Origin of the sequence: Amycolatopsis camponoti (assembly GCF_902497555.1) — a bacterium.
GTDB lineage: Bacteria > Actinomycetota > Actinomycetes > Mycobacteriales > Pseudonocardiaceae > Amycolatopsis > Amycolatopsis camponoti.
Genome location: NZ_CABVGP010000004.1, coordinates 82,236 through 107,261 on the forward strand (window position 1 = coordinate 82,236; position 25,026 = coordinate 107,261).

General features: G+C 71.6%; 26 protein-coding genes. 20 read left to right on the top strand and 6 right to left on the bottom strand.

Annotation, left to right across the window (positions count from 1 at the left end; genetic code table 11):
* Positions 1-2: 2 nt before the first annotated feature.
* On the bottom strand, positions 3-2,111 hold the full coding sequence (locus AA23TX_RS47370) for an elongation factor G-like protein EF-G2 (protein WP_155549598.1): 2,109 nt from the start codon (positions 2,109-2,111) through the stop codon (positions 3-5).
* 129 nt (positions 2,112-2,240) lie between these two features.
* Between AA23TX_RS47370 and AA23TX_RS47375 the strand changes: the two genes are divergently transcribed.
* The 3 genes from AA23TX_RS47375 (at position 2,241) to pdxS (ending at position 5,710) form a co-directional block, all read left to right on the top strand.
* Positions 2,241-3,683, top strand: coding sequence for an FAD-binding oxidoreductase (locus AA23TX_RS47375; protein ID WP_155549599.1), 1,443 nt, complete (start codon positions 2,241-2,243; stop codon positions 3,681-3,683).
* Between the two features lie 32 nt (positions 3,684-3,715).
* On the top strand, positions 3,716-4,699 hold the full coding sequence (locus tag AA23TX_RS47380; RefSeq protein ID WP_155549600.1) for a DUF5937 family protein: 984 nt from the start codon (positions 3,716-3,718) through the stop codon (positions 4,697-4,699).
* A 90-nt stretch (positions 4,700-4,789) separates the two neighbouring features.
* Positions 4,790-5,710, top strand: coding sequence for a pyridoxal 5'-phosphate synthase lyase subunit PdxS (gene pdxS, locus AA23TX_RS47385; RefSeq protein WP_196425944.1), 921 nt, complete (start codon positions 4,790-4,792; stop codon positions 5,708-5,710).
* Positions 5,711-5,774: 64 nt separating this feature from the next.
* Here pdxS and AA23TX_RS47390 read toward each other — a convergent pair whose 3' ends face one another.
* Positions 5,775-6,812, bottom strand: coding sequence for a T6SS phospholipase effector Tle1-like catalytic domain-containing protein (locus tag AA23TX_RS47390; protein ID WP_155549602.1), 1,038 nt, complete (start codon positions 6,810-6,812; stop codon positions 5,775-5,777).
* Positions 6,813-6,995: 183 nt separating this feature from the next.
* Here AA23TX_RS47390 and AA23TX_RS47395 point away from each other — a divergent pair, with 183 nt between their 5' ends.
* Positions 6,996-7,277, top strand: a complete 282-nt coding sequence (locus tag AA23TX_RS47395; protein WP_155549603.1) for a holin — start codon at positions 6,996-6,998, stop codon at positions 7,275-7,277.
* Here AA23TX_RS47395 and AA23TX_RS49900 read toward each other — a convergent pair.
* Entirely contained in the window at positions 7,177-8,088 is a 912-nt protein-coding gene (locus tag AA23TX_RS49900; RefSeq protein ID WP_277875503.1) for an NAD(P)/FAD-dependent oxidoreductase, read from the bottom strand. The genes AA23TX_RS47395 and AA23TX_RS49900 overlap by 101 nt on opposite strands.
* On the opposite strand from AA23TX_RS49900, the gene AA23TX_RS49905 reads away from it, so the two are divergent.
* The 3 genes from AA23TX_RS49905 (at position 7,975) to AA23TX_RS47415 (ending at position 10,016) form a co-directional block, all read left to right on the top strand.
* A complete protein-coding gene (locus AA23TX_RS49905; protein WP_196425946.1) occupies positions 7,975-8,385 on the top strand; it encodes an RNA polymerase sigma factor in 411 nt (136 codons plus the stop codon). The genes AA23TX_RS49900 and AA23TX_RS49905 overlap by 114 nt on opposite strands.
* 5 nt (positions 8,386-8,390) lie before the next feature.
* The gene (locus AA23TX_RS47410) at positions 8,391-8,846 is read left to right on the top strand and encodes a hypothetical protein (protein WP_155549606.1); all 456 of its coding nucleotides are present in this window, start codon (positions 8,391-8,393) and stop codon (positions 8,844-8,846) included.
* A gap of 81 nt (positions 8,847-8,927) precedes the next feature.
* Complete coding sequence (locus AA23TX_RS47415; protein ID WP_155549607.1) at positions 8,928-10,016, top strand: hypothetical protein; 1,089 nt, start codon at positions 8,928-8,930, stop codon at positions 10,014-10,016.
* 40 nt (positions 10,017-10,056) lie between these two features.
* Here AA23TX_RS47415 and AA23TX_RS47420 read toward each other — a convergent pair whose 3' ends face one another.
* Entirely contained in the window at positions 10,057-10,620 is a 564-nt protein-coding gene (locus AA23TX_RS47420) for a helix-turn-helix domain-containing protein (protein ID WP_155549608.1), read from the bottom strand.
* A 69-nt stretch (positions 10,621-10,689) separates the two neighbouring features.
* Here AA23TX_RS47420 and AA23TX_RS47425 point away from each other — a divergent pair, with 69 nt between their 5' ends.
* From AA23TX_RS47425 to AA23TX_RS47445, 5 genes are all read left to right on the top strand, one after another.
* Positions 10,690-11,382, top strand: a complete 693-nt coding sequence (locus tag AA23TX_RS47425; protein ID WP_155549609.1) for an AzlC family ABC transporter permease — start codon at positions 10,690-10,692, stop codon at positions 11,380-11,382.
* Positions 11,382-11,702 carry an AzlD domain-containing protein gene (locus AA23TX_RS47430; RefSeq protein ID WP_155549610.1) on the top strand — a complete coding sequence of 107 codons (321 nt, stop codon included), beginning with the start codon at positions 11,382-11,384 and terminating at the stop codon, positions 11,700-11,702. The genes AA23TX_RS47425 and AA23TX_RS47430 overlap by 1 nt, the downstream gene beginning before the upstream one ends.
* A 229-nt stretch (positions 11,703-11,931) precedes the next feature.
* Positions 11,932-12,552 carry a pyridoxal 5'-phosphate synthase glutaminase subunit PdxT gene (gene pdxT / locus AA23TX_RS47435; protein ID WP_155549611.1) on the top strand — a complete coding sequence of 207 codons (621 nt, stop codon included), beginning with the start codon at positions 11,932-11,934 and terminating at the stop codon, positions 12,550-12,552.
* A gap of 41 nt (positions 12,553-12,593) precedes the next feature.
* Positions 12,594-13,349 carry a YebC/PmpR family DNA-binding transcriptional regulator gene (locus tag AA23TX_RS47440; protein WP_155549612.1) on the top strand — a complete coding sequence of 252 codons (756 nt, stop codon included), beginning with the start codon at positions 12,594-12,596 and terminating at the stop codon, positions 13,347-13,349.
* Positions 13,350-13,540: 191 nt separating this feature from the next.
* Positions 13,541-14,092, top strand: a complete 552-nt coding sequence (locus AA23TX_RS47445) for a DUF4262 domain-containing protein (protein WP_196425947.1) — start codon at positions 13,541-13,543, stop codon at positions 14,090-14,092.
* Here the strand turns inward: AA23TX_RS47445 and AA23TX_RS47450 are convergent.
* Positions 14,089-14,529 carry a cupin domain-containing protein gene (locus AA23TX_RS47450; RefSeq protein WP_155549614.1) on the bottom strand — a complete coding sequence of 147 codons (441 nt, stop codon included), beginning with the start codon at positions 14,527-14,529 and terminating at the stop codon, positions 14,089-14,091. The genes AA23TX_RS47445 and AA23TX_RS47450 overlap by 4 nt on opposite strands.
* Before the next feature lie 74 nt (positions 14,530-14,603).
* Here AA23TX_RS47450 and ruvC point away from each other — a divergent pair, with 74 nt between their 5' ends.
* The 8 genes from ruvC (at position 14,604) to AA23TX_RS47490 (ending at position 23,744) form a co-directional block, all read left to right on the top strand.
* Positions 14,604-15,221, top strand: coding sequence for a crossover junction endodeoxyribonuclease RuvC (gene ruvC, locus AA23TX_RS47455; protein WP_155549615.1), 618 nt, complete (start codon positions 14,604-14,606; stop codon positions 15,219-15,221).
* On the top strand, positions 15,218-15,811 hold the full coding sequence (gene ruvA, locus AA23TX_RS47460; RefSeq protein WP_155549616.1) for a Holliday junction branch migration protein RuvA: 594 nt from the start codon (positions 15,218-15,220) through the stop codon (positions 15,809-15,811). The genes ruvC and ruvA overlap by 4 nt, the downstream gene beginning before the upstream one ends.
* An 8-nt stretch (positions 15,812-15,819) precedes the next feature.
* A complete protein-coding gene (gene ruvB / locus AA23TX_RS47465) occupies positions 15,820-16,887 on the top strand; it encodes a Holliday junction branch migration DNA helicase RuvB (protein ID WP_196425948.1) in 1,068 nt (355 codons plus the stop codon).
* A 120-nt stretch (positions 16,888-17,007) separates the two neighbouring features.
* A complete protein-coding gene (yajC, locus tag AA23TX_RS47470) occupies positions 17,008-17,415 on the top strand; it encodes a preprotein translocase subunit YajC (protein WP_196425949.1) in 408 nt (135 codons plus the stop codon).
* 218 nt (positions 17,416-17,633) lie between these two features.
* Entirely contained in the window at positions 17,634-19,445 is a 1,812-nt protein-coding gene (gene secD, locus AA23TX_RS47475) for a protein translocase subunit SecD (RefSeq protein WP_196425950.1), read from the top strand.
* A gap of 1 nt (position 19,446) precedes the next feature.
* A complete protein-coding gene (gene secF / locus AA23TX_RS47480; RefSeq protein ID WP_155549618.1) occupies positions 19,447-20,676 on the top strand; it encodes a protein translocase subunit SecF in 1,230 nt (409 codons plus the stop codon).
* Position 20,677: 1 nt separating this feature from the next.
* Positions 20,678-21,196: an adenine phosphoribosyltransferase gene (locus AA23TX_RS47485; RefSeq protein WP_155549619.1), complete on the top strand. Its 519-nt coding sequence runs from the start codon at positions 20,678-20,680 to the stop codon at positions 21,194-21,196.
* Between the two features lie 199 nt (positions 21,197-21,395).
* The gene (locus AA23TX_RS47490) at positions 21,396-23,744 is read left to right on the top strand and encodes a RelA/SpoT family protein (protein ID WP_155549620.1); all 2,349 of its coding nucleotides are present in this window, start codon (positions 21,396-21,398) and stop codon (positions 23,742-23,744) included.
* Here AA23TX_RS47490 and AA23TX_RS47495 read toward each other — a convergent pair.
* Entirely contained in the window at positions 23,741-25,015 is a 1,275-nt protein-coding gene (locus tag AA23TX_RS47495; protein ID WP_155549621.1) for an amidohydrolase family protein, read from the bottom strand. The two genes, AA23TX_RS47490 and AA23TX_RS47495, sit on opposite strands and share 4 nt — an antisense overlap.
* Positions 25,016-25,026 lie beyond the last annotated feature (11 nt).

The window sequence follows — 25,026 nt, forward strand, 5'->3', positions numbered from 1 at the left end:
GGTCAGTGGACCGCCATCCCTTCCGGCATCGGCTCGAACCTCGCGTGGCGGCGGGTGAACGTCGCCGTGCCGGAGCTCATCGAGCGCAGGTCGATCAGGTAGCGCAGCAGCTCCGTCGCCGGGACCTCCGCCCGGATCACCGTCCGCCCGCCTTCGCCGGCTTCGGTGCCCAGGACGCGGCCGCGGCGCGAGGACAGATCGCCCAGCACCGTGCCGAGGTGCTCGTCCGGCAGCCGGATCGCCACTTCCTCCAACGGCTCCAGCATCGTGATGTGCCCGTTCGCCGCGGCCTCCCGCAGCGCGAGCGCGCCCGCGGTCTGGAACGCCGCGTCCGACGAGTCGACGCTGTGCGCCTTGCCGTCGACCAGCGTCACCTTCACGTCGACCACCGGGTGGCCGTCGGCCAGCCCGCGCTGGAGCTGGGCCCGCACGCCCTTCTCCACGCTCGGGATGAACTGGTGCGGTACCGAGCCGCCGACGACCTTGTCGACGAACTGGAACCCGCCGCCGCGGGGCAGCGGCTCGACCTCGATGTCGCAGACCGCGAACTGGCCGTGCCCGCCGGACTGCTTGACGTGCCGCCCGTGTCCCTTGGCCGGCTTGGCGAAGGTCGCGCGCAGGCTGATCTTCACCGGTTCGGTGTCGACGTCCGCGCCGCCCGCCCGCAGCCGCGAGAGGACGACGTCCGCGTGGGCCTCGCCCATGCACCACAGCACCAGCTGGTTGGTCTCGGCGTTGCGGTCCAGCCGCAGCGTCGGGTCGCCGGCGACCAGGCGGGACAGGTTGCGGGCGAGGGTGTCTTCGTCGCTGCGGGTCTTCGCGACGACCGCCACCGGCAGCAGCGGCTCGGGCATCGCCCACGGTTCCATCAGCAGCGGTTCTTCCGGGGAGGAGACGGTGTCGCCGGTCTCCGCGGAGCCGACCTTCGTCAGCGCGCAGAGGTCGCCCGCGACGCAGTAGGGCACTTCGCGCAGGTTCGCGCCGAGCGGGGAGTAGAGGTGGGCGACGCGCTCGTCGGCGTCGTGGTCCTCGTGCCCGCGTTCGGTCAGGCCGTGCCCGGACACGTGCACCGGCCGCTCCGGCCGCAGCGTCCCGGAGAAGACCCGGACGAGCGACACCCGGCCGACGTAGGAGTCGACGGCCGTCCGGACGACCTCCGCGGCGAGGGGGCCCTCGGGGTCGGCGGTGATGGCGGTGTGCGCCTCACCGTCCGGCGTCGTGACGTCGGGGGGCTCGTGCTCCAGGGGGGAGGGGAACGCCCGGACGATCCCGTCGAGCACCTCGGCCAGGCCGATCCCGCTGGTCGCGCAGACCGGGATGACCGGGTGGAACGATCCGCGCGCGACGGCGGTCTCGAGATCGGCGATCAGGGTCTCCTCGGCGATCTCCTCGCCACCGAGGTAGCGCTCCATCAGGGACTCGTCCTCGCTCTCGGCGATGATCCCTTCGATGAGCTCGTTGCGGGCCTCGGCCATCCGCTCGAGGTCGGCCGGGTCGGGCGCGCCGATCTTCGGCGGGTGCCCGCCGGAGTAGTCGAAGTACCGCTGGGTGATCAGCCCGACGAGGCCGTCGCCGGCGGGCAGGTACAGCGGCAGGACGCCGGCGCCGAACGCGGCCTGGCAGGCGGCGATCTCGGCCATCGCGTCGGCCCGGTGGTGGTCGAGCCGCGAGACGACGACCGCGCGCGGCATCCCGACCGCCGCGCACTCTTCCCACACCGCGACCGTCGCCGCGTCGACGCCTTCGGCGGCGCAGACGACGAACAGTGCCGCGTCGGCCGCGCGCAGCCCCGCCCGCAGCTCCCCGACGAAGTCGGCGTACCCGGGCGTGTCGATCAGGTTGATCTTGTGGCCCTGGTGCAGCACCGGCGCGACCGAGAGGCCGACCGAACGCTGCTGGCGGACCGCCGCGGGGTCGTGGTCGCACACCGTCGTCCCCTCGACCACCGAACCCGCGCGCGGGACGGTGCCGGACGCCGCGAGGAGGGCCTCCGTGAGGGTCGTCTTCCCGGAGCCGGACGGGCCGACGAGCACGACGTTGCGGACCTTCGCGGGGTCGTTCACAGCGACGGCGGCCCCGGTGTCGGCGTTCTTGGCCTGTTTGTCTGCCATGACGACTCCTCGGCGAACGGCTCGTGTACGGGATGTGTCCTCGATCACACACCCGCTACCCTGGTCACGGCAAGGCAGGGCTTCCCGGACCAGCCGAATGCCCGGGGGAGCACGGGGCAGGGGGAGAGCGTGGACAGGCGGACTTTCTTGCGGGTTTCCGGAGCGGTGCCGGTGGCGGGCCTGGCGGGGTGGCCTCCGCCGGACGATTGGGAGCGGCTGCGGCGACGGCTTTCCGGGCCGCTGTTCCGGCCGGGCGACCCGGGTTATCCGGAGGTCAAGCAGGGCTTCTTCACGATGTACGACGACCGGATGCCGGCGGCCGTCGTCGGCGCCGCGCGCGTCGAGGACGTCCAGGCGGCCGTCGCTTTCGCCGCGCGGCACCGCTTGCCGGTGGCGGCCCGCGGCGGCGGGCACAGCTATCCCGGCTACTCCACTGTGGACGGCGGGATCGTCGTGGACCTCAGCGGGTTCTCGGGCATCGAAGCGCGGCCGGACGGCCGTGCGGTGATCGGGGCCGGCGCCCGGCTGGGCCCGATCGCGACGACGCTCGCCGCGGCCGGGCGGGTGCTGCCGGCGGGCAGCTGCGGCACGGTCGGCATCGCCGGGCTCGCCCTCGGCGGCGGCGTCGGCGTGCTCGACCGGAAATACGGGCTGACGTGCGACCACCTGGAGGCGGCGCGGATCGTCACGGCCGACGGCCGGGTGCGTACGGTGTCGGCCACCGCCGAGCCGGACCTCTTCTGGGCGCTGCGCGGCGGCGGTGGCGGGAACTTCGGGATCGTCACGGGCTTCACCTTCCGGACGGTGCCGGTCGTCGACGTCGCCACCTTCGCCCTCGAGTTCCCGCCTGCCGCCGGAGCCGCGTTGCTCGCCGCCTGGCAGGAGTGGCAGCCGGTGGCGCCGGACGAGCTGTGGTCGGGGATGGGACTGGCCTGGAACGAAGCCACGCTCGGCGGTACCTTCCTCGGCCCGCGGGCGCGGATGCACGCGCTCCTCGAAGACCTCGTCCGCCGCGTCGGCACCGCGCCGACCGTGTGGAACGAGGGCGTCCAGGACCACCTGAGCGCGATGCGGTCGTTCGACGACCAGGAGTCCCGGCCGTCGGCGGCCGCGGACCGGGGGACCTACATCGGTACGTCGCGGATGCTCACCCGGCCGCTCGCCGACCCGGGCGCGGTCGTCGACGTGCTCACCCGCGACCGGGGCGTGCGCACGATCGTCGACTCGGGCGGGGGCGCCATCGCGCGGGTGGGCGCCCGCGAGACCGCCTTCCCGTACCGGACGGCGCTCGCCAGCCTCCAGTTCCTGCACGGCGCGGCACCGGAGGAAGGCGGCGAGGCCGGCGCGCGGCGCTCGCTCGCGGCCGTGCGCGACGGGCTCGGACCGGAGTTCGGCACCACCGGCTACGTCAACTACCTCGACCCAGAGATGCCGGACTGGGCCGAGGCGTACTACGGACCGAACCTGCCGAGGCTGCGTGCTGTCGCCCGAAAGTATGACCCGCGAGGAATTTTCGCCTTCCCGCAAGGACTTTCGGTGCCCCACTCGACTGTCCACATCGGAAAGACTTAAACTGCGCGGAACCCGGAGCGGAGAGGCGGCGCGTGCTCGACCTGGCATTCTCCACAGAGGACCTGGCGCACACCCGGTTCGCGTTCTCCCCGGCGTGGGAGGTCGTGGCGAGCGTCCGCGTCCTGAACCAGCCGGGGGAGCACGCCCTGCACCTGCCGTGGGTCAAGCGCGCCACCGCGGCGATCCGGGAAGCCGGGCTGGACATCGGGCTGCTGCGCGACCTCGTCCCGCTGCGGCACCTGCCCGGGTTCCTGGCCGGCACGCCGTCGACGCCGCTGCCGGAGCTCGCCGACGAGCTCGCCGACCTGCGTGACGTGCCCGCCCGGGTCGTCCGGCGCGAGCTGGACGCGATGGCCGGGCCGCGCACGCCCGCGCTGAACCGCTTCCACCGCGACCCCGAGGCCGGTCTCGACCGGCTCGCGACGCTGATGGAGACGTACTGGGGCCTGGTGCTCGCCCCGGACTGGCCGCGGATCCGCGCGCTGCTCGAGGCCGACGTGCTGTACCGGTCGCGGCTGCTGGCCCAGGGCGGCGCCGCCGAGCTGTTCAACGACCTCACCCCGCTCGTCCGCTGGCAGGGCGGGACGCTCACGGTCGCCCACCGCCACCTCCACGCGGCGGTGCCGCTCGACGGGCGCGGCCTGGTGCTGGTGCCTTCGGCGTTCGTCTGGCCGCGGGTGTTCTCCAAGACCGACCCGCGGTGGCAGCCGGTGCTGCGCTACCCGCCGCGCGGGATCGCCACGCTCTGGGAGACCGGCACCGCCGTCGCTCCCGGCGCGCTGGCCGCCGTGGTGGGCCGCGGCCGGGCCATGCTGCTGACCGAGCTGACCGCGCCGGCGTCCACCGCCGAGCTGGCTCGCCGGACTCGGCTCAGCGCCGGGGCCGTGTCGCAGCACCTCGGCATCCTGAAGGCCGCGGGCCTGGTCAGCGGGCATCGTGCCGGACGTCACGTGCTGTACGCACGCACCCGCGCTGCGGAAGTCCTGGTCGCGGGGGTGCCGGAAGTGGACTCCTGAGATAGCCGCGAACTGGCCTGCTTGAAGGGTCCACCGCCGACCTACGCTCGGAGTCGTCACCCCCTGTTCTCCTTGTGGAAAGGCCCCGTCGTGTCCGAGCAGCAGACCACCTCCAGTGGCACCGTCCAGTCCGTCACCGGCACCGCCAAGGTGAAGCGCGGCATGGCCGAGATGCTCAAGGGCGGCGTGATCATGGACGTGGTCACCGCCGAGCAGGCCAAGATCGCCGAAGACGCCGGCGCGGTCGCGGTGATGGCGCTGGAGCGCGTGCCCGCCGACATCCGCGCCCAGGGCGGCGTGGCGCGGATGAGCGACCCCGACCTGATCGACGGCATCATCGAAGCCGTCTCGATCCCGGTGATGGCGAAGGCCCGCATCGGCCACTTCGTCGAGGCGCAGGTGCTGCAGTCCCTCGGGGTCGACTACGTGGACGAGTCCGAGGTGCTCACCCCGGCCGACTACGCCAACCACATCGACAAGTGGGCGTTCACCGTCCCCTTCGTCTGCGGCGCGACCAACCTCGGCGAGGCCCTGCGCCGCATCACCGAGGGCGCGGCGATGATCCGCTCCAAGGGCGAGGCCGGCACCGGTGACGTCTCCAACGCCACCACGCACATGCGGCAGATCCGCGGCGAGATCCGGAAGCTGACTTCGCTGCCCGAGGACGAGCTGTTCGTCGCGGCCAAGGAACTGCAGGCGCCGTACGAGCTGGTTCGCGAGGTGGCGCAGGCCGGCAAGCTGCCGGTGGTGCTGTTCACGGCAGGTGGCATCGCCACCCCGGCCGACGCGGCGATGATGATGCAGCTCGGCGCCGAGGGCGTGTTCGTCGGCTCCGGCATCTTCAAGTCCGGCAACCCGGCCCAGCGCGCGGCGGCGATCGTCAAGGCGACGACGTTCCACGACGACCCCGACGTCCTCGCGAAGATCTCGCGCGGCTTGGGCGAGGCCATGGTCGGCATCAACGTCGAGGAGCTCCCGGAGCCGCACCGCCTCGCCGAGCGCGGCTGGTAACGCCACCTCGGTCGCACTGGAGAGGCGCCGTTCACGGGGCCTCTCCAGTGCGCCGGGATGCGGTCTACACCGTCATGGTGTGGTGCGCCGCGAGGTAGGTGACGAGGTTGCCGGGCCGATACGGCGGCTGCTTGTTCTTGTGGCGGTCCACCGCGGTGGACGCGGCGAACTCGGACCGCGGATCCACCGTGCCGATGGGGCGAACCATCGAGCCGAACAAGCCGAAGAACCCGGTGAGCGAATCGTGCAGGTCGCCGAGGGGTTTGCCGGGGTACAAGCCGGTGAGGGCACCCGGTTCGAAGGCGAGGCCGCAGTGGTGCGCCCGGTCGGTCATCCAGCGCAGGGCGAGGTCGGAGAGGTCGGACACCGGATGCCCGCCGCCGACGTCGGAGTGATCCCCGGCGAACCAGACTTGTTCGCGCTCCTGGTCGGCCTCCGACGGCTTCCAGACCGCCGGTGCGAACGACGGCCGGTGCTCGTCCACGGCCAGGGCCTGGAAGGCCGACTGCACGATCGAGGACAGTTGCGTGTCGTGGAACTGCCACCGCCGGTTCAGCAGGTTGAGCAGGCGGCCGCCGCTGAGCGGGATGCCCAGCGCGCCGACGGTGTCCCAGACCCCGATGAACCGGATGGGGGTCCGGTCTTCGTGGGCGTGTTCCCGGCGGAACTTCTTGGGCTCCGGGCTCTCCGGGGTGGTCGAAGGGTCCCGGTCGCGATAAAGCCGGTAGGCCTCTTTGATGAGGCCCACGTTCTCGAGGCGCAGGACGCCGCAGTTCCGGATGAATCCCACGGTACTGCGAGCGGTGAACGCGCCGCGGCTGAAGCCGAAGAAGAAGAGTTCGTCGCCGGGTTCGTAGTTTCTCACGACGAACTCGTAGGCATCCCGTACCTTGGCCGAGAGGCCCGCGCCGAACGCGCCACCGGTGAGGTGGTCCCACAGGTTCGTCCCGGTGCCGACGCCGTCGCCGTGGTAGGCGATCTGGCGTGTGCCAACGGAGTCCGCCGCGGCGACGGCGTTCTTGACCTTCGCCACGTTCGTGGGATTCGGCTGGCCGAGTTTGTTCCAGGTGCCGTCGCAGCAGATCACCAGACGTTTCGTCATGTTTCCTCCCGGCGCCGGATCATCTTGAGTCGCACCTGGACAGTGGGTGTCGCGCGCGGGAAAATACAAAACCCGCCATGGTTTCCCGATTTCCGGATCGACGTTCGCGCGGTGATTTCTCCTCGCCGGGGAAGTCCGTATCACGGCCGCCGGCGGGCGCTCCGTCCTGGCGGAGGTGTCATCATGTGGACTGTCGGATTTTGGAAAGACGCGTTCGAACGTTCGGTCCGGACCGCCGCACAGGCGGGGGCGTCGATGTTCGTCGCGGCCGGGTCGGGGCTGCTCGACATGCACTGGCTCACGTTCTTCTCCACCGTGGGCACGGCGACGGTGCTGTCGCTGCTGATGTCGATCGGCGGCGTGATCAAGACTCCGGACGGGACCGCGGCCCTGTACCCGAAGAACAAGAGCGACGAGAAGCCGCCGGCGGCCGACGCGGTTCCGGCGACGTCGTCGAGTTCGTGACGCCGGGCAGGCGAGCCCGCCAGAACTCCGACCCGGGGAACCGGCGCTCCCAGCCGTAGATCTCCGAATAGCGGGCGAAGTAGTCGGCCGCCATGCCGTCGACCAGCGCGAGGTAGTGCGCTCGGTCGCCATCGGTCAAGGCGTCCGCCGCGGCCGTCGCCATGCGCAACGCGCAAGTCACCCCACCGGACGAAAGCGGATCCGTCGCGAAGGCGGCGTCCCCGACCGCCAGCCAGCCCGGTCCGGCCGCGCCGGGCCGCAGCCGATGGCCGGCGGCGGTGACCACCCGGACGGGGCTCCCCGCCCGGCCGCGGACGAACTGCCGGACGTGGGTCGTGGCCGCCAGCGCCGCGAGCCGGCCGGCGGCCCCGTCGGGCGTCTCGATCGGCCCGTACCTCGCGGGGTCGAGGAGAAGCTCCCCGGCCTCGATCCCGGGGCGGAGCGCCCCGCCGACGCAGTTTTCCAGCGCGGCCTTGTCCATGCCGTCGGGCGTGAAATGCTTGGACACCGGTGGTCCGTCCACCCACGCCGCGTTCCAGGACCCGTCCGTTTTCCCGGCCGTCACCCAGTCCCGCACCCGCTGTTTCTGGGTCGGGTCAGTGGCAGGTCCAGCGCGCCGCCCCGGCCGGACGCGAGCCGCGGCATGTGCTTCTCCCCGGCGAACTGCTCGACGAACTTGAGTATCGTCGGCGCGAGCGTGTGGCTCAGGCTCGTCGAAGGCCTGCCGTCGGTGCGTGAGCCGGCGGCGCTGCCGGGCTGGGTGGCGACCGTCACCCGCCGGGAATGCCTGCGGTTCCTGCGGGAGCAGCAGCGGACGCAGCTCGTGCCCGACGACGGCGGGCTCGCCGACGAGGCAGCTCCGGATGCCGATGCCGAGCTGCTGAAGCAGGAGCGGTTCATCGCGCTGCGCCAAGCGTTCGCCGAGCTGCCGTCCCGCTGCCGGGAGCTGCTGACCCTCCTGTTCCACGATCCGCGGCTGCCCTACGCCGAGATTTCGGAGAGACTGGACATGCCGGTCGGGGGGATCGGCCCGTCCCGCTCGCGGTGCATCGCCGCGCTCCGCCGCAGCCGGGCATTGGCGTCGTTCGTCGGTGCCGAGGAAGCGTGAAGGCCATGGCGGATCACTGGAGGGGCGAGGAAGAGCTGCTCGCCGAGCTGGGCGAGGCGGTCCGTTCCGCGCGGGAGGTGCCTGCCCGGTTCGTCGAGGCGGGCAAGGCCGCGTTCTCGTGGCGCGATCTCGACGCCGAATTCGCCACTCTTTCCTACGACTCCGTCGCCGCCGCGGGGCCGACGGGGGTGCGCGCCGACGCGGCACCCTTGCGAGCGCTCACCTTTTCCGGCCGCGACTTCACGATCGAGCTCGAGGTCGGCTCCGGCGATCTGCACGGACAGGTCGTCCCCGCGCAGCCGGGCGAGCTCGACGTCGAAACCCGGGACGGGACCGTCCTGACCGTGCCGGTCGACGACGTCGGCTGGTTCGCCGTCCGGCCCAAGCCGGCGGGACGGTTCCGGCTGCGCCTGCGCACCGGGTCGGGACACGTCGTGCTCACGGACTGGACGACGGTCTAGCCGTTCCGCCACGTATCACGGCAGCGGTTCCTCCCACCGTTCGACAACGGCGTGAACAGTGCCGGAAACGGAGGAGGAAACGTGACTGTGGAAGAGAAGAAGCACCCGGCCGAGGGGGAGAAGCGGAAAGACCGCGGGGATTGTTCCGGCTGTGGCGGCGGATGCGAGGAGCCGACCCCGGGCGAATGCGGCGGCCCCGCACCGGTTCCCTGGCTGCCCTACGACCGGGCGCAGTACTTCTACGAGGGCCGGGTGTTCGCCCTCGACCGGTTCGACCAGGGCCGGCTGGAGATCAGGATCACTTATCAGCACGCGCTCAGCCTGGTCGGCAGGCAGCAGGGGCCGCTGCTGTACACGGTGACCCTGCTGCCCGGTGAATCGGTGGAGGTTTCCGAATTCGACCGGTATCGCCGGGTGCGAGCCGCGGAGCAGCGGCTGTCGGTGCATTCGTCGTTCCGGCAGACGATGAGCGCGCTGTCCGAGACCAGCAGGTTCTCGTCGGCCTCGGCGTACACGAACAGCCTGGTGGACATCCGCACGCGGGCCGACACGTCGGTCTCCGCGGGCGGTGGGCTCGCCGGCTTCTTCGGCGCACCTCAGGTACGCGGTGAATTCGGGGTCGCCACCGAGACGACCGTCGCCAGTGGTGCGTCGGTGCGGACGGCGAGTTCCCAGTTCACCCAGAACGCGATCACCGCGGCCCAGTCCACCGAGGCGGAGCGGTCGGTCGTGGTCTCCACCTTCGACGAAGCCGACAACCAGACCACGACGCGCCGGACCCTCCGCAACGAGAACCCCTGCTACGCGGTCACTTACTACGTGCGGCGGGTCCTCGAGGTGTACTCCGCGTCGAGCCGGGTCGAGTCGATCGAGTGGCGCATCGGCGACACGCCGTGGCGGTCCATCGAGGACAGGGCGGCGGAAGTCGAGCGCGCGATGAAGGGCCTCGGCGACGTCCTGCCGCGGCCGTTCGAGGAGGCCACGGACGCCCGGCAGGTGACCCTCCCGACGGACGGCCTGCTGTACGAGGCGGAACTGGCTCACTGCTCCTCGTGCGATCCGATGCGCGAGGCGCGACTGCGGATCGAGACGGAGGAGGCCCGGATCCGGAACCGCAGGGCCTGCCTGGAGGCGGAACTGCTGACGCATCCGGCGCAGGAGCCCGCCTGACGGTCCGGCCGGGTGGTCGCGGGTGGCGGGCGGCCCGGAGCTAGATGTACTCGGAGATCTCGACGCCGTAGGTACCCGGCTCGAGGGCTTCGAAGATGTGCGGGACGTCGCCCGGGTAGGAGATGTAGTCGCCGGGGTTCAGCTCCTCCGGCGCCTCCAGGACGCCCACCCGGGCGCGTCCCGCGCACAGGACGATGTGCTCCATCACGCCGGTCATGTGCGGGTCGGACCGTCGCGGCGTGCCGGGTTCCGCCCGGATGAGGTACATGTCCCGCCGCGCGGACGGGGGACAGGCCGACAGCAGCGTGCACGCGTAGTCGGCGTGCTCGGCGAAGACGGTCGGGCCCTTGCCGGCCCGGATGACGCGGACCTTCGGCCGCTCCGGCTCCACCAGCCGGGAGAACGGCACGTCGAGGGCGACGCCGAGCGCCCACAGCGTCTCGACGCTGGGGTTGCCGGTGCCGGACTCGAGCTGGGACAGCGTCGACTTGGCCAGGCCCGCGCGGCGCGCGACCTCCGTCAGGGACAAGCCCGCGCGGGTGCGTTCCCGGCGCAGGGACGCCGCGATGATCTCCAGCGGCGCGCCCGTCGTTTCCTGCGACATAGCCGTTCGCTCCATCGGTCGTTCTGTTCGCCTTGACGAACACGGGTGCCTGTGTTCACCATAGAACACATGCGTTCGATATGGCGAACACTCGATCGGGGCCTCGCCCGCGACATCGGCCTGGTCTGCCTGGCCGATTGTCTCGTGGGGGTCTCCTACGGTGCCATCGCGGTGAGCTCGGGCTTCCCGTTCTGGCTGCCGATGCTGATGTCGTTGCTGGTCTTCGCCGGCGCGTCGCAGTTCATGTTCATCGGGATCGTCGCCGCGGGCGGCAACCCGTTCGCGGCGGTGCTGGCCGGGCTGCTGGCCAACGCGCGGCACCTGCCGTTCGGCTTCGCGATCGGCGACGTCCTGGGCAAGCGGTGGCCCGCCCGGCTGGCCGGCAGCCACCTGATGATCGACGAGTCGGTGGCGTTCGCGCTGGCCCAGCGCGAGGCCGGCCGCCGCCGCGCGGCGTACTGGGCGTGCGGGATCGGGCTGTTCGCCTGCTGGAACGTCGGCGTGGTCGCCGGCGCGTTCGCGGGGACGGCGATCAGCGACACCGACGTGTTCGGCCTCGACGCGGCGTTCCCGGCGGTGCTGCTGGCCCTGGTGCTGCCGTCCCTGCGTGACCGGTCCGCCCGGCTGCCGGTGCTGGTGGGGGTGGTGGTCGCCCTGGCCGCGACGCCGTTCCTGCCCGCCGGGCTCCCGGTGCTGCTGGCGCTGGCGGGCGTCGTCGTGGGTGTCCTGGCGAAGGAACCCGAACTGGCGGAGGTGCGCTGATGGACGGGGTGGAGCTGCTGGTCGGCACGGCGGTGCTGGCGCTGGGAACGTTCGCGTTCCGGTTCGCCGGCCCGGTGCTGCGCAGCCGGGTGAAGCTGTCCCCGCGCGCGGAAAAGCTGATGGCGCTGGCGGCGGTGGTGCTACTGGCGGCGCTGGTGGCGGTGAGCGCGTTGACGGAGGGCCACGGGTTCGCCGGGTTCGCGCGGCCGGCGGGGGTGCTGGTCGCGGGGGTGCTGGCGTGGCGGAAGGCACCGTTCGTGCTGGTGGTGGTGGCCGCGGCGGCGACAGCTGCGCTGCTGAGGCTGGCTGGGGTGCCCTGACGGCTCGGCTCCGGACCGCGCTGACGTGCACAAGAAGGCATCACGCGTGACCCGGCGGGCATCACCTGTGATCGGACGGGCATCACTCGTGTTTGAGGGGGCATCGCGGTGATGCCCCCTCGATCACGAGTGATGCCTCTCGGCACACGGGTGCTGACCGGGGCTGACCTGCCGGGACGGCGGCGGGGGAGTGCGTCTAGGCTGGTGGGAAGGTCTTTCGGGAGGTCGGGTGTCGTCGGAGCCGGTCATCGGTGTGCTCGCCATGCAGGGTGCCGTGCGCGAGCACGTCGCCATGCTGGCCGAAGCCGGCGCGCGGGCCGTGCCGGTGCGGCGCGCCGCCGAGCTGTCCGAAGTGGACGGTCTGGTGCTGCCCGGTGGCGAATCGACCGCGATGTCGAAGCTGCTCGAGACGTTCGAGCTGCTGGAACCGCTCAGAGCGCGGATCGCCGGGGGCATGCCCGCCTTCGGCTCGTGCGCCGGGATGATCCTGCTCGCGCGGCAGACCCTCGACGGGCGGCCGGACCAGCAGCAGCTCGGCGGGCTCGACGTCGTCGTCCGGCGCAACGCCTTCGGCAGGCAGGTCGACTCCTTCGAGGCGGACCTCGACTTCGCCGAGGTGGACGACGGGCCGGTGCACGCGGTGTTCATCCGGGCCCCGTGGGTCGAGAAGGCCGGTGACGGCGTCGAGGTGCTGGCCACGGTCAGCGGCGTGCCCGGCGGGGAAGACGACACCGCTAGGATCGTCGCGGTCCGGCAGGGGGCGGTGCTGGCGACCGCGTTCCACCCGGAACTGACGCCCGACGTGCGGGTGCACCGGTTGTTCGTCGACCTCGTGCGACAGGCTGCTTGAGACGCGGTGCCCGGCCGGGGTACGGAACAGATGGAGGAGAGATGAGCGGCCACTCCAAGTGGGCCACCACGAAGCACAAGAAGGCCAACCTCGACGCGAAGCGCGGCAAGCTCTTCGCGCGGTTGATCAAGAACATCGAGGTGGCCGCGCGGACGGGCACCGGTGGTGGCGACCCGGATGGCAACCCCACGCTCTACGACGCCATCCAGAAGGCGAAGAAGAACTCCGTCCCGCAGGACAACATCGAGCGGGCCCGCAAGCGCGGCGCCGGTGAAGAGGCGGGCGGCGCCGACTGGCAGAACATCACGTACGAGGGCTACGGCCCCAACGGCGTGGCGGTGCTGATCGAGTGCCTCACCGACAACAAGAACCGCGCCGCGATGGAGGTCCGCACCGCGCTCACGCGCAACAACGGCTCCCTCGCCGACCCGGGGTCGGTCGCCTACATGTTCACCCGCAAGGGCGTCGTGATCATGCCGAAGGGTGACGCCAGCGAGGACGACGTCCTCATGGCGGTCCTCGACGCGGGCGCCGAAGAGGTCAACGACCTCGACGAGAGCTTCGAGATCGTCTCGGAGGGCGGCGACCTGGTGCCGGTGCGCAAGGCGCTGCAGGAGGCCGGGTTCGAGTACGAGTCGGCGGAGCTGACGTTCCTCCCGTCGGTCAGCGTCCCCCTGGACGCGGACGGCGCGAAGAAGGTCTTCAAGCTGATCGACGCCCTCGAAGACTGCGACGACGTCCAGAACGTCTACGCGAACTTCGACGTTTCGGACGAGGTGCTCGCCGAAGTCGGCTGACGCCGGGTTCGGATTCGCGCGAAGGCCGCCAGGGGGCATGGTCCCCGTGGCGGCCTTCGCGCTGTCCGGCCGCGGCGAACGTCCGCGCTCGCCGAAGTCGGTCGAGTTTTCCCCGTCACCGCAACGCTTTCGTGCCCGGGCCGGAAATTTTCCGGCCCGGGCACTGGGCTCTCGCGGAGTCGTCAGGCAGAATGTGCGCCGTGACCTCGACGACCCCCGCCACCTCCGCCGACCTCGCCGCCGATCTGACGGAGGAAGAACAGCGCCTGGTCGCCTGGATCGAGGGGCAGGCCAAGGAACGCGGCAACGCGGTCATCACGGTCGCGGGCGACGACGAGGGCGCCGGCTACTGCTTCACCGCCTGCGCGTGGGCGCTGCACAACGTGCCCGAGGCCGTCGTGGTCGGGCTGCCCGACCAGATGGGCTCCGTCCTGCTCGACGCCTACGTCGACCGCGCGGCCAACGGCGAGATCTTCGAGGTCGGCAAGCGCTACGACGACTTCTTCGAAGGCGTCCCGGTCGTCCTCGAGCGCGTGCACAAGGGGCACTACCCCGAGTACTTCGGCACGGCGTTCCTCATCTACCCCGACGGCGACTTCCCGGCGCTGCAGCTGATCGTCGCGACGCCGGAGGGCAAGTTCCCGTGGCACCCGGACGCCCCCGAGGGCTTCGCCAGGTGGCAGCTGGTGCTCACCGGCAGCGGCGACCCCGAAAGCTGGACCCCCGGCGTCGACGGCCCCTAGAACTTCCGCAGGTCGGCGGCCGCTTCCGGGTAGCGCGAGGCAAGCTCCGAGGCGGGCGCGAACTCCACGCAGCCGTCCGTGTAGGGCGGCACCACGACCGTGCCCAGCAGGCTCCACGCACCGAGGGTGACCGTGGCCTGCCAGGTCCCCGCGGGCACGACGACCTGTGGCCGCTCGCCGGCCGCGACGTCCGTGCCGAGCACCGGCCGCTCGACCGAGCCGTCCGGGTGCAGCAGGAGCATCGCGGCGGGCGCGCCCGCGTGGTGGGCGTAGACCTCGACGCGGTCCAGCCGGTGCGGCGCCGAGAACTCCGGCGCGACGAGCAGATAGTAGATCGCGGACCCGGTCTCGGAGCGCCAGCTCTGCGCCCACCGCCCGCCTTCGACGGGGAGCGGCTCGAGGCCCAGGTGGGTGACGAAATCCGACGGCTCCGGCATGTCACCCATCCTGCCGCAGGTGCGCCCAGTAGCCTGCTAGCTCGAACTGGTGTTCGCGGCGGGAGGGAAAACGGGTGCGGGTGCTCGGGGTCGACCCCGGTCTGACCAGGTGCGGCCTGGGGGTGGTCGACGGCGGCAAGGGCCGCGCGGTCCGCTGCGTCGCCGTCGGCGTCGTGCGGACGCCGCCCGACGCGGATCTGGCGCACCGGCTGCTCGGCATCTCCGACGAGGTCGAGCGGTGGATGGACAAGTACCGGCCGGAGGCCGTCGCGGTCGAGCGCGTCTTCGCCCAGCACAACGTCCGGACGGCGATGGGCACCGCGCAGGCGGGCGGGGTCGTCGCGCTGGCCGCCGCGCGCCGGGGACTGCCCGTCGTCTTCCACACGCCGAGCGAGGTGAAGGCCGCGGTCAGCGGGTCGGGCCGGGCGGACAAGGCGCAGGTCACCGCCATGGTGATGCGCCTGCTCAACCTCGAGGTCGCCCCGCACCCCGCCGACGCCGCGGACGCTCTCGCGCTGGCCATCTGCCACCTCTGGCGCGAGCCGATGCGCGCCCGGCTCGCCGAAGCCGAGGCGCGCGCGGCCGAGATGGCCCGCACCCACAAGGCCCGCCTGGCCGCGGCCGCGAAGCAGGCTTCGGCGAACAAGCAAGCCACGATGACCAAGACGAAGAAGCCTGGAGCAGCACGATGATCTCGTCGGTACGCGGGGAAGTCCTTTCGGTCGCTTTGGACCACGTCGTGGTCGAGGTCGGCGGAGTGGGCTTCGCCGTGCAGGCCACCCCGGCGACGCTGGCCACGCTGCGCCGCGGTGAGGAGGTGCGGCTGCACACCGCGCTGGTCGTGCGCGAGGACTCGCTGACGCTGTTCGGGTTCGCCGACGCCGACGCGCGGGAGCTGTTCGGCCTGCTGCAGACGGTGTCCGGGATCGGGCCGCGGCTCGCGCTCGCCACCCTCGCCGTGCTCGACCCGGACAAGCTGCGGGGCGCGCTGGTCGAAGGCAACATCACCGTGCTCACCTCGGTGCCCGGCATCGGCCGCAAGGGCGCCGAGCGGCTCACCCTCGAGCTGCGCGACAAGGTCACCGCGCTCGGCTCCGGCGACGCGCCGTCGGTCACCGCGCCCGGCGCGCTGCGGGCCGAGGTCGTCGAAGCGCTGGCCGGGCTCGGGTTCCCGGCCAAGCAGGCCGAGCAGGCCGTCGACAAGGTCCTCGCCGACGGTGACGGCCACACGACGGCGAGCGTGCTGCGGGCTTCGCTGGCCACCCTCGGCCGGAAGCGGTAGGCGCGGCCGTGGAGTATGAAGCCGTGGAGGAAGACGAAGCCCTCTCGGCGTGGGCCCAGACCGGCGACGGGGACGTCGAAGGCACGCTGCGGCCCCGCAAGCTCGACGAGTTCGTCGGCCAGCCGCGCGTGCGCGAGCAGCTGGAGCTGGTGCTGGAGAGCGCGCGCCGCCGCGGCGTGCCGCCCGACCACGTCCTGCTGTCCGGGCCGCCGGGGCTCGGCAAGACGTCGATGGCGATGATCGTCGCCGCCGAGCTGGGCGCGGCCATCCGGATCACCTCCGGCCCGGCGCTCGAACGGGCCGGCGACCTCGCCGCGATGCTGTCCAACCTCGCGCCCGGCGACGTCCTGTTCATCGACGAGATCCACCGGATCGCCCGCCCCGCCGAGGAGATGCTCTACCTGGCGATGGAGGACTTCCGGGTCGACGTCGTCGTCGGCAAGGGGCCGGGCGCGACCAGCATCCCGCTGGAGATCGCGCCGTTCACGCTGGTCGGGGCGACCACGCGCTCGGGATCGCTGACCGGGCCGCTGCGCGACCGGTTCGGCTTCACCGGCCAGATGGAGTTCTACACCGACACCGAGCTGGAGCTGGTCGTCCGCCGCGCCGCGACGATCCTCGACATCCCGATCGACCGCGACGGCTGCCAGGAGATCGCCGGCCGCTCGCGCGGCACGCCCCGGATCGCGAACCGGCTGCTGCGGCGCGTCCGCGACTACGCCGAGGTCCGCGCGGACGGCAAGGTGACGGTCGAGGTCGCCCGCGCCGCGCTGGCCGTCTACGACGTCGACGAGCTGGGCCTCGACCGGCTCGACCGGGCCGTGCTCACCGCGCTGACCAGGTCGTTCGGCGGCGGGCCGGTCGGCATCTCGACATTGGCGGTCGCGGTGGGGGAGGAAGCGACCACGGTGGAAGAGGTGTGCGAGCCCTACCTGGTGCGCGCCGGTATGCTCGCCCGCACCCCGCGGGGCCGGGTCGCCACGGCGGCAGCCTGGGAGCACCTCGGCATGGTGCCGCCCGCCGACCACCCGGGGCGCCCCGACCCGGGCGGGCTCTCGCCGTTCGAGCAGGACTGAGCGGCCGGAACCGGCGGGTGGGTGCTGGCGTCCGCGCTGGTACCTGGCACACTTGACAGGAGCACATACCCAAAAACCGGACATTTCGGCTGGGCCCGAGAGTCCGTCGAACGGAGAATCATGCAACAGCTATTGCTGCCCCTGCTGCTCGTGCTCGTCCTCGCCGTGCCGCTGGTGATGAGCACGCGCAAGCAGAAGAAGCAGCAGGCCGCGCAGCAGGACCTGCAGAGCAGCCTGTCGGCCGGTGACCGCGTGATGACCACGTCGGGTCTTTACGGCACCGTCGCCGACGCCTCCGGCGACAACACGATCGACATCGAGATCGCCCCCGGCGTCGTCACCACCTGGCTGCGGCTCGCGGTCCGCGAGAAGGTCGAGCCGGTCGTCGAGACCGAAGAGGACTCCGCCGACGAGGTCGTCGAAGCGCCCGCCGAGGAGTCGATCATCGAGTCGGGCTCGGGCATCAAGGACGACGAGCCGCAGACCACCGCTCAGGTGGCGCCGCCGTTGGAGCACGGCAAGAAGTAACCCCCGCGGCACCCTGGGCTGGCCGCGGAAACGCCCGACGAAAGTCGGTGTGGCCTCGCACGCCGGGCTCACGCAGCACCGAGTAGTGTCTCGGTGCTGCGTGCGTGTCCGCCGTCATACCCGTGCCCGGGAGTGAATCGCACACAGTCCCTCCCGGTAACCCTCCGGGCGGGCACCGCAACTTTGGGGTCCACCCCGTCCGAGGAGACCGAAGCACCGTGGCAGCTTCAGCCGGGCATCTCCGCCCGGGACGCTATCTCGCCCTGTTCGCCTTGATCGTGATCGTGCTGTACGCGCTGGTGTTCCTCACCGGCAACCACAAGCCGACCCCGAAGCTGGGCATCGACCTGCAGGGCGGCACCCGCGTCACGCTCACCGCCCGCACCCCCGACGGCGGTCAGCCGACCCGGGAGTCCCTGAACCAGGCCCGCCAGATCATCGAACGGCGCGTCAACGGGATCGGCGTCGGCGGTACCGAGGTCCTCCTGGACGGCAACAACGTCGTCATCACCGTCCCCGGCGAGCAGGGCGACCAGGCGAAGAACCTGGGCAAGACCGCGAAGCTGGGCTTCCGGAAGGTCGTCGCGAACGCGACGCAGCCGGTCGTGCCGCCGCAGGCCACGCCGCCGCCGGCCACCGGCGCGCCGACGGGGACACCGACGGGGGCCCCGAGCAGCTCGGCCCCGCCGTCCTCCGGCGCTCCGAAGGCCAGCTCCAGCGCCCCGCCGTCGAGCCCGGCCGCCGGTGGTGGCGGTGCCCCCGCCGCGGCGCCCGCGCAGCAGCAGAGCACCACGCCGGCCCCGCCGACCAGCAGCACCACGCCGCCGCCCGCGTCGAGCCAGGCTCCCGCACCGTCGGACGGCTCGGTGGACGCGGAGACGGCGAAGGAGATCCAGGCCGCGAAGGCGCTGCGCCAGGACCCGAAGCTGATCGGCGCCGACGGCCAGCCGAACCAGGAGCTCGTCACGAAGGCGATGGCGGCGCTGACCTGCGCGCCCAACGCCAAGGACCCCCTCGAGGGCAACGACGACCCGAAGCTGCCGCTGGTCGCCTGCGGTGACCACGACACGTACAAGTACCTGCTGGAGCCGGAGTTCCTGCCGGGCACCGAGATCGCCGACGCGAACTCGGCCTACGACTCGCAGCGCGGCCAGTGGACGGTGAACCTCAGCTTCAAGAGCGAGGGCACCAAGATCTGGGCCGACTTCACGTCGAAGAACGTCAACCAGCAGGCCGCGTTCGTCCTCGACACGCAGGTCGTGTCCGCGCCGAACATCCAGGTCGCGATCCTCGACGGCAACACCCAGATCACCGGCAAGTTCACGCAGTCCGAGGCGAAGGACCTCTCGGACATCCTGAAGTACGGCTCGCTGCCGCTGTCGTTCGCTTCCTCGGACGCGACCACGGTGTCGGCGACCCTCGGCCTGGCCTCGCTGCAGGCCGGCCTGATCGCCGGCGGCATCGGCCTGCTGGTGGTCTTCATCTACTGCCTGTTCTACTACCGGCTGCTCGGCGTGCTGACCATCCTGTCGCTGGTCCTGTCCGGCGCGCTGGTGTTCGCGGTGCTGGTGCTGCTCGGCCGCTGGATCGGCTACACGCTGGACCTCGCGGGCATCGCCGGCCTGATCATCGCCATCGGGATCACGGCGGACTCGTTCGTCATCTACTTCGAACGACTCAAAGACGAGATCCGGGAGGGCCGGACGTTCCGGTCCGCGGTGCCACGCGGCTGGGTCCGCGCCCGGCGCACCATCCTGGCCTCCGACGGCGTGAGCTTCCTGGCCGCCGCCATCCTGTACATCATCGCGGTTGGCGACGTGCAGGGCTTCGCGTTCACCCTCGGCATGTCCACGGTGCTCGACCTCGTCGTCGTGTACCTGGTGACGCACCCGCTGGTGGCCATCGTGTCCACGTCGAAATCGACGTTCCTGTCCAATCCGAAGAACCTGGGGCTCGGCGCCGTGCAGCAAGTGGGTTCGCAGCGTAAGAAGTCGACCACGGTCGGCCGCGCGAACGTGAAGGAGGCCTGACGTGGGGGTCGAAGAACTGGGCACGGACGCCGACGGCGACGCCAAGGTGGCGGCCAAGCCCGGCAAGAAGGAAAGCATCTTCCACCGGCTCTACGTCGGCACGGGTGCGTTCGACGTCGTCGGCAAGCGCAAGCGCTGGTACCTCTTCTTCGGTGCGCTGGTGCTGGTGTGCCTCGCGTCGATGGTCTTCCGCGGCTTCAACATCGGCATCGAGTTCGAGGGCGGCACGCAGATCCAGATGCCCGCCACCGGCGTCCACGGCGTGATCAGCGAGGACCAGGCCAAGGAGTCGTTCCAGAAGGCCCTCGGCCGCCCGGCCGCCGAGACGCAGAAGGTCGGCAGCGGCGCGTCGTCGACGATCCAGATCCGCACCGACACGCTGGACGCGGCCGACGTCGCGAAGGTCAAGCAGGGCCTGTTCCAGGACCTGGGCCCGATCGGCAGCAACAAGCAGCCGAGCGTGCAGGCCATCAGTGACAGCGCGGTGAGCGCGTCGTGGGGCGGGGAGATCTCGCAGAAGGCACTGCTCGCGCTCGCGGTGTTCCTCGTCGCGGTCGTCATCTTCCTGGCGATCTACTTCGACCCGCGGATGGCCGTGGCGGCGCTGGTTTCGCTGCTGCACGACATCCTGGTCACCGCCGGCGTGTACTCGCTGGTCGGCTTCGAGGTCACCCCGGCGACCGTGATCGGCCTGCTGACGATCCTCGGGTTCTCGCTGTACGACACGGTGGTGGTGTTCGACAAGGTCCGCGAGAACACGCGCGGCCTGCTCGGCCTGACCCGTCGCACGTACGCCGAAGCGGCGAACCTGGCGCTGAACCAGACCCTGATGCGGTCGTTCAACACGGCGTTCATCGCGCTGTTGCCGATCCTGGGCCTGCTGATCGTCGGGTACGTCCTGCTCGGCTCGGGCACGCTGCAGGACCTGGCGCTGGTGCAGCTGACCGGCACCCTGGTCGGCGTCCTGTCGTCGGTGGCCTTGGCGACGCCGCTGCTGGTCGACTTCAAGATGCGCGACCCGAAGTACGCACAGCAGGCCGAGCGCGTTCGCCAGCGTCGCGTCACCCAGGAGCGCAAGGCGGCCGCGGGCGAGGACTTCGACGCCTCGGACGACGACGCCCTGGCGAAGGAGCTGCGCAAGGAAAAGGCGTACGCGGCCGCGGCCAGCGTCCCCGCCCGGATCCAGAAGCAGCGCCCGTCCGGCAAGCCCGCGGGCAAGCGGAAGCGCTGACGTGCACCTGGACGACGCCCTCGGCCTGATCGCCGAGGTGCCGGACTTCCCCGAGCCCGGCGTGCTGTTCCGCGACCTGAGCCCGCTGTTCGCGGACGCGGGCGCGTTCAAGGCGGTGACCGACGCGCTGGCGGGCACCCTCGACGATGGCGTCGAGGCGCTCGCCGGCGTGGAGGCTCGCGGGTTCCTCCTCGCCGCGGCCGTCGGGTACGCCCGCGGCCTCGGCGTGGTGCTGATCCGCAAGCCCGGCAAGCTCCCGCAGGTGGCGGGCCGGGTGGACTACGCGCTGGAGTACGGCACGGCGACGGTCGAGCTCCCGGCGGGCGTGGTCCGGCCGGGCCAGCGCATCGCGATCCTCGACGACGTCCTGGCGACGGGCGGCACGGTCGCGGCGACGGGCAAGCTCCTGGAGGACGCGGGAGCCGTCGTCGACAGCGTGTCGGTGGTCCTGGAACTGGCGGCGCTGCGAGGCCGTGACGTGCTGGCGAACCGGAAGATCCACTCACTCCAGGTCTGCTGACCGGGTTTCCCTTCCTTGAGGGCACCGTCGTGACGCAAAAGTCACGACGGTGCCCTCAAGACTTCCAACACGCCGGGCGAATGGGTGAACCCGCTGGTCGGAGCCCTGACATCCCCCTGAACGGGCGCACCCGAGAGGGCCGCGAGGCGCAACGGCTACCCTGGTGGTTCGAAGGCCGCACGAGCAGCAGGAGGTGCGGGTGAGCCAGGAGCTCGACGCCGCGGTGCCCCCGAAAGAGGGCGCCCCGCAGAACGGGCAGGCGGCGGCCCAGCCGCCGAGGCCGAACGGTGCGGCGCCGAACCCGTCCGCGACCCGGCGGGTCCGGGCGCGTCTCGCCCGGCGGATCACCGCGCAGCGCGCCGCCCCGGTCAAGCAGGTCCTCGAACCTCTGGCCGTCATCCACCGCGAGCTCCACCCCAACGCCGACCTCGGGCTGCTGCAGCGCGCCTACGACGTCGCCGAGGAACTGCACCGGAACCAGCGGCGCAAGTCCGGCGACCCGTACATCACCCACCCGCTCGCCGTCGCGACCATCCTCGCCGAGCTGGGCATGGACACCACGACCCTCGTCGCCGCGCTGCTGCACGACACGGTCGAGGACACCGGCTACGCCGTCGAGAGCCTGAAGGCCGACTTCGGCGAGAAGGTCGCCGAGCTCGTCGACGGCGTCACGAAGCTGGACAAGGTCAAGCTCGGGACCTCCGCCGAGGCCGAGACCATCCGCAAGATGGTCATCGCGATGGCCAAGGACCCGCGGGTGCTGGTCATCAAGCTCGCCGACCGGCTGCACAACATGCGCACCATGCGCTTCCTGCCGCCGGAGAAGCAGGCCCGCAAGGCCCGCGAAACGCTCGAAGTGCTCGCCCCGCTCGCGCACCGGCTCGGCATGGCCACGGTCAAGTGGGAGCTCGAAGACCTCGCGTTCGCCATTCTGCAGCCCAAGAAGTACGACGAGATCGTGCGCCTGGTCGCCGACCGCGCGCCCTCGCGCGACATCTACCTGCGCTCGGTCATCACCGACCTGACCAGCAACCTCGTGTCGTCGCGGATCACCGCGAAGGTCGAGGGCCGGCCGAAGCACTATTACTCGATCCACCAGAAGATGATCGTCCGCGGCCGCGACCTGGACGACATCCACGACCTCGTCGGCGTGCGGATCCTGGTCGAGGACGTCCGCGACTGCTACGCCGCCATGGGTGTCGTGCACGCCCTGTGGCAGCCGGTTCCCGGCCGCTTCAAGGACTACATCGCGCAGCCGCGGTTCGGCGTCTACCAGTCGTTGCACACCACGGTGATCGGCCCGGACGGCAAGCCCCTCGAGGTGCAGATCCGCACCTACGAGATGCACCGCACCGCCGAGTACGGCATCGCGGCGCACTGGCGCTACAAGGAAACCAAGGGCACGCACAACGGCAACGCCGTGGACGTCGACGAGATGGCGTGGATGCGCCAGCTCCTCGACTGGCAGCGCGAGGCGGCGGACCCGGGCGACTTCCTCGAGTCCCTGCGCTACGAGCTGGCCTCGCGCGAGATCTTCGTGTTCACGCCGAAGGGCGACGTGATCACGCTGCCGGTGGAGTCGACGCCGGTCGACTTCGCCTACGCCGTGCACACCGAGGTCGGGCACCGCTGCATCGGTGCCCGCGTCAACGGCCGCCTGGTCGCGCTGGAACGCAAGCTGGAGAACGGCGAAGTCGTCGAGATCTTCACCTCGAAGGCGGAGAACGCGGGGCCGTCGCGGGACTGGCTGCAGTTCGCCGGCTCGCCGAAGGCCCGCGCGAAGATCCGGCAGTGGTTCGCCAAGGAACGCCGCGACGAGGCGATCGAAGGCGGCAAGGAAGCCATCACCAAGGAGATCCGCAAGGTCGGCCTGCCGATCCAGCGGCTCGTGTCCGCGGAGTCGATGGGCGCCGTCGCCACCGAACTGCGCCACGCCGACATCTCGTCGCTGTACGCGGCGGTCGGCGAGGGCCACACCAGCGCGAAGCACGTCGTGCAGCGGCTGGTGGCGCTCATCGGCGGGGTCGACGCGGCGGAGGAGGAGCTCGCCGAGCGCGCGACGCCGTCCACCGTCACCCGGCGCCGCGGCTCCAACGACGTCGGCGTGGTGGTCAAGGGCGCCAGCGACGTCTGGGCCAAGCTCGCCCGCTGCTGCACCCCGGTGCCGGGCGACGAGATCCTCGGCTTCGTGACCCGCGGCGGCGGCGTTTCGGTGCACCGCACCGACTGCACGAACGCGGGCGACCTGCAGTCCCAGCCCGAGCGGCTGGTCGAGGTCGAGTGGGCGCCGTCGGCGTCCTCGGTGTTCCTGGTGGCCATCCAGGTCGAGGCGCTCGACCGGCACCGGCTGCTCTCGGACGTGACCAAGGTGCTGGCCGACGAAAAGGTCAACATCCTCTCGGCGTCGGTGACGACCTCGCGCGACCGCGTCGCGGTCAGCCGGTTCTCGTTCGAGATGGGCGACCCGAAGCACCTCGGCCACGTCCTCAAGGTGGTCCGCGGCGTGGAAGGCGTCTACGACGTCTACCGCGTGACGTCGGCTTCTTAAGGCGTCCACGACCCGTCGACCGCGACGCCGGCGGCACCGGCGATCCGGTCACGCGACTCCAGCAGCCGGACGCGCAGGGCCGGCAGGTCGACGCCGAGCAGCTTTCCGTCGCGCTTGACCGCCCGGCCGGCGACGAAGACGCTGTCCACCAGGCCGGGATGACCGGCGGCGACGATCGTGCGGACGGGGTCGCCGACGGGGAAGACCGAGAGGTCCTCGGCGTCGAGCAGGACGAGGTCGGCGTCGCGGCCGACGGCGAGGCGGCCGCCGTTGCGCCCGCAGGCCCGGGCGCCGTCCACCGTGGCGAACTCGAGGACGTCGCGAGCCGTGACGCCGCCGCGCTCGACGGCCAGTGCCGTGCGCATGGCGCCGAACAGGTCGCCGCCGGCGGACAGGCAGTCGTCGACCGACAGCGTCGGGCGGAGGCCGGCGGCGAGCGCCCGGCCGGTCACCGGCGGTGCGAAGCCCATCTTCAGCTCGACGTCCGGGCTGACCGACACCGAACACCCCGCCTCGGCCAGCATCACGAGCTGGTCGTCGGACAGGTCGTTGCCGTGCACGACGGTCGTGCGCTCGTCGAGCAGCCCGCGGTCTCGCATCCCGGCGATCGGCCGGTCGCCGTGCGGCCAGCCGCCGGTGCCGTGGACGTGCGTGCTCACCCGCAGCCCGAGTTCCCGCGCCAGCGCGACATCCGCGGCGGTCTCGTCCATTGTGGACACCACCGGGCCGCGCAGGCCGAGTGCCATGTCGTCGCCCGGCAGCAGGGCCCGCACCCGCCGGATCTCCGGCGCGATGTCCGGCCCGTCGGCGCCGTAGCAGAAGATCGAGTGGCCGGGTGCGTCGTGCAGCCCGGCGATCGCGGCGTCGGCGTTCTCCGGGTGGAGGGCGCAGTGAAACCAGTCGAGCATGGTCGTGACGCCGGAGTTCAGCGCTTCGAGGCGGCCGAGGAGGTTGCCCAGGTAGACGTCGTCGGTCCGGTAGTGCGGTTTGAGCGTGCCGTGCGCGGCGACGCGGTACTGGTCGAACGTCCAGTCCGCCCCGAGGCCGCGGAACGCCGTCTGCCAGGTGTGCCGGTGCGTGTCGACGAACCCGGGCAGCACGATCTTCCCCGTCGCGTCGACGATCTCGGCGTCGGCGATCTCGGCGTCGGCGTCGAGCGTGGCGCCGATGGCGGCGATCCGGCCGTCCTCGATGAGCACGTCGCCACGGGGAAGGTCCCCGAGCGCCGGATCCATGCTGACCACCATGCCGCCGCGCAGCAGTGTCTTCATCGGTCTCCTCC

Coding starts and splice junctions, on each gene's coding strand:
- AA23TX_RS47370 (WP_155549598.1), bottom strand. CDS start 2,111: ATGGCAGACAAACAGGCCAAGAACGCCGACACCGGGGCCGCCGTCGCT.
- AA23TX_RS47390 (WP_155549602.1), bottom strand. CDS start 6,812: ATGACGAAACGTCTGGTGATCTGCTGCGACGGCACCTGGAACAAACTC.
- AA23TX_RS47395 (WP_155549603.1), top strand. CDS start 6,996: ATGTGGACTGTCGGATTTTGGAAAGACGCGTTCGAACGTTCGGTCCGG.
- AA23TX_RS47410 (WP_155549606.1), top strand. CDS start 8,391: ATGGCGGATCACTGGAGGGGCGAGGAAGAGCTGCTCGCCGAGCTGGGC.
- AA23TX_RS47420 (WP_155549608.1), bottom strand. CDS start 10,620: ATGTCGCAGGAAACGACGGGCGCGCCGCTGGAGATCATCGCGGCGTCC.
- AA23TX_RS47425 (WP_155549609.1), top strand. CDS start 10,690: ATGCGTTCGATATGGCGAACACTCGATCGGGGCCTCGCCCGCGACATC.
- AA23TX_RS47430 (WP_155549610.1), top strand. CDS start 11,382: ATGGACGGGGTGGAGCTGCTGGTCGGCACGGCGGTGCTGGCGCTGGGA.
- AA23TX_RS47440 (WP_155549612.1), top strand. CDS start 12,594: ATGAGCGGCCACTCCAAGTGGGCCACCACGAAGCACAAGAAGGCCAAC.
- AA23TX_RS47445 (WP_196425947.1), top strand. CDS start 13,541: ATGTGCGCCGTGACCTCGACGACCCCCGCCACCTCCGCCGACCTCGCC.
- AA23TX_RS47450 (WP_155549614.1), bottom strand. CDS start 14,529: ATGCCGGAGCCGTCGGATTTCGTCACCCACCTGGGCCTCGAGCCGCTC.
- ruvA (WP_155549616.1), top strand. CDS start 15,218: ATGATCTCGTCGGTACGCGGGGAAGTCCTTTCGGTCGCTTTGGACCAC.
- yajC (WP_196425949.1), top strand. CDS start 17,008: ATGCAACAGCTATTGCTGCCCCTGCTGCTCGTGCTCGTCCTCGCCGTG.
- AA23TX_RS47495 (WP_155549621.1), bottom strand. CDS start 25,015: ATGAAGACACTGCTGCGCGGCGGCATGGTGGTCAGCATGGATCCGGCG.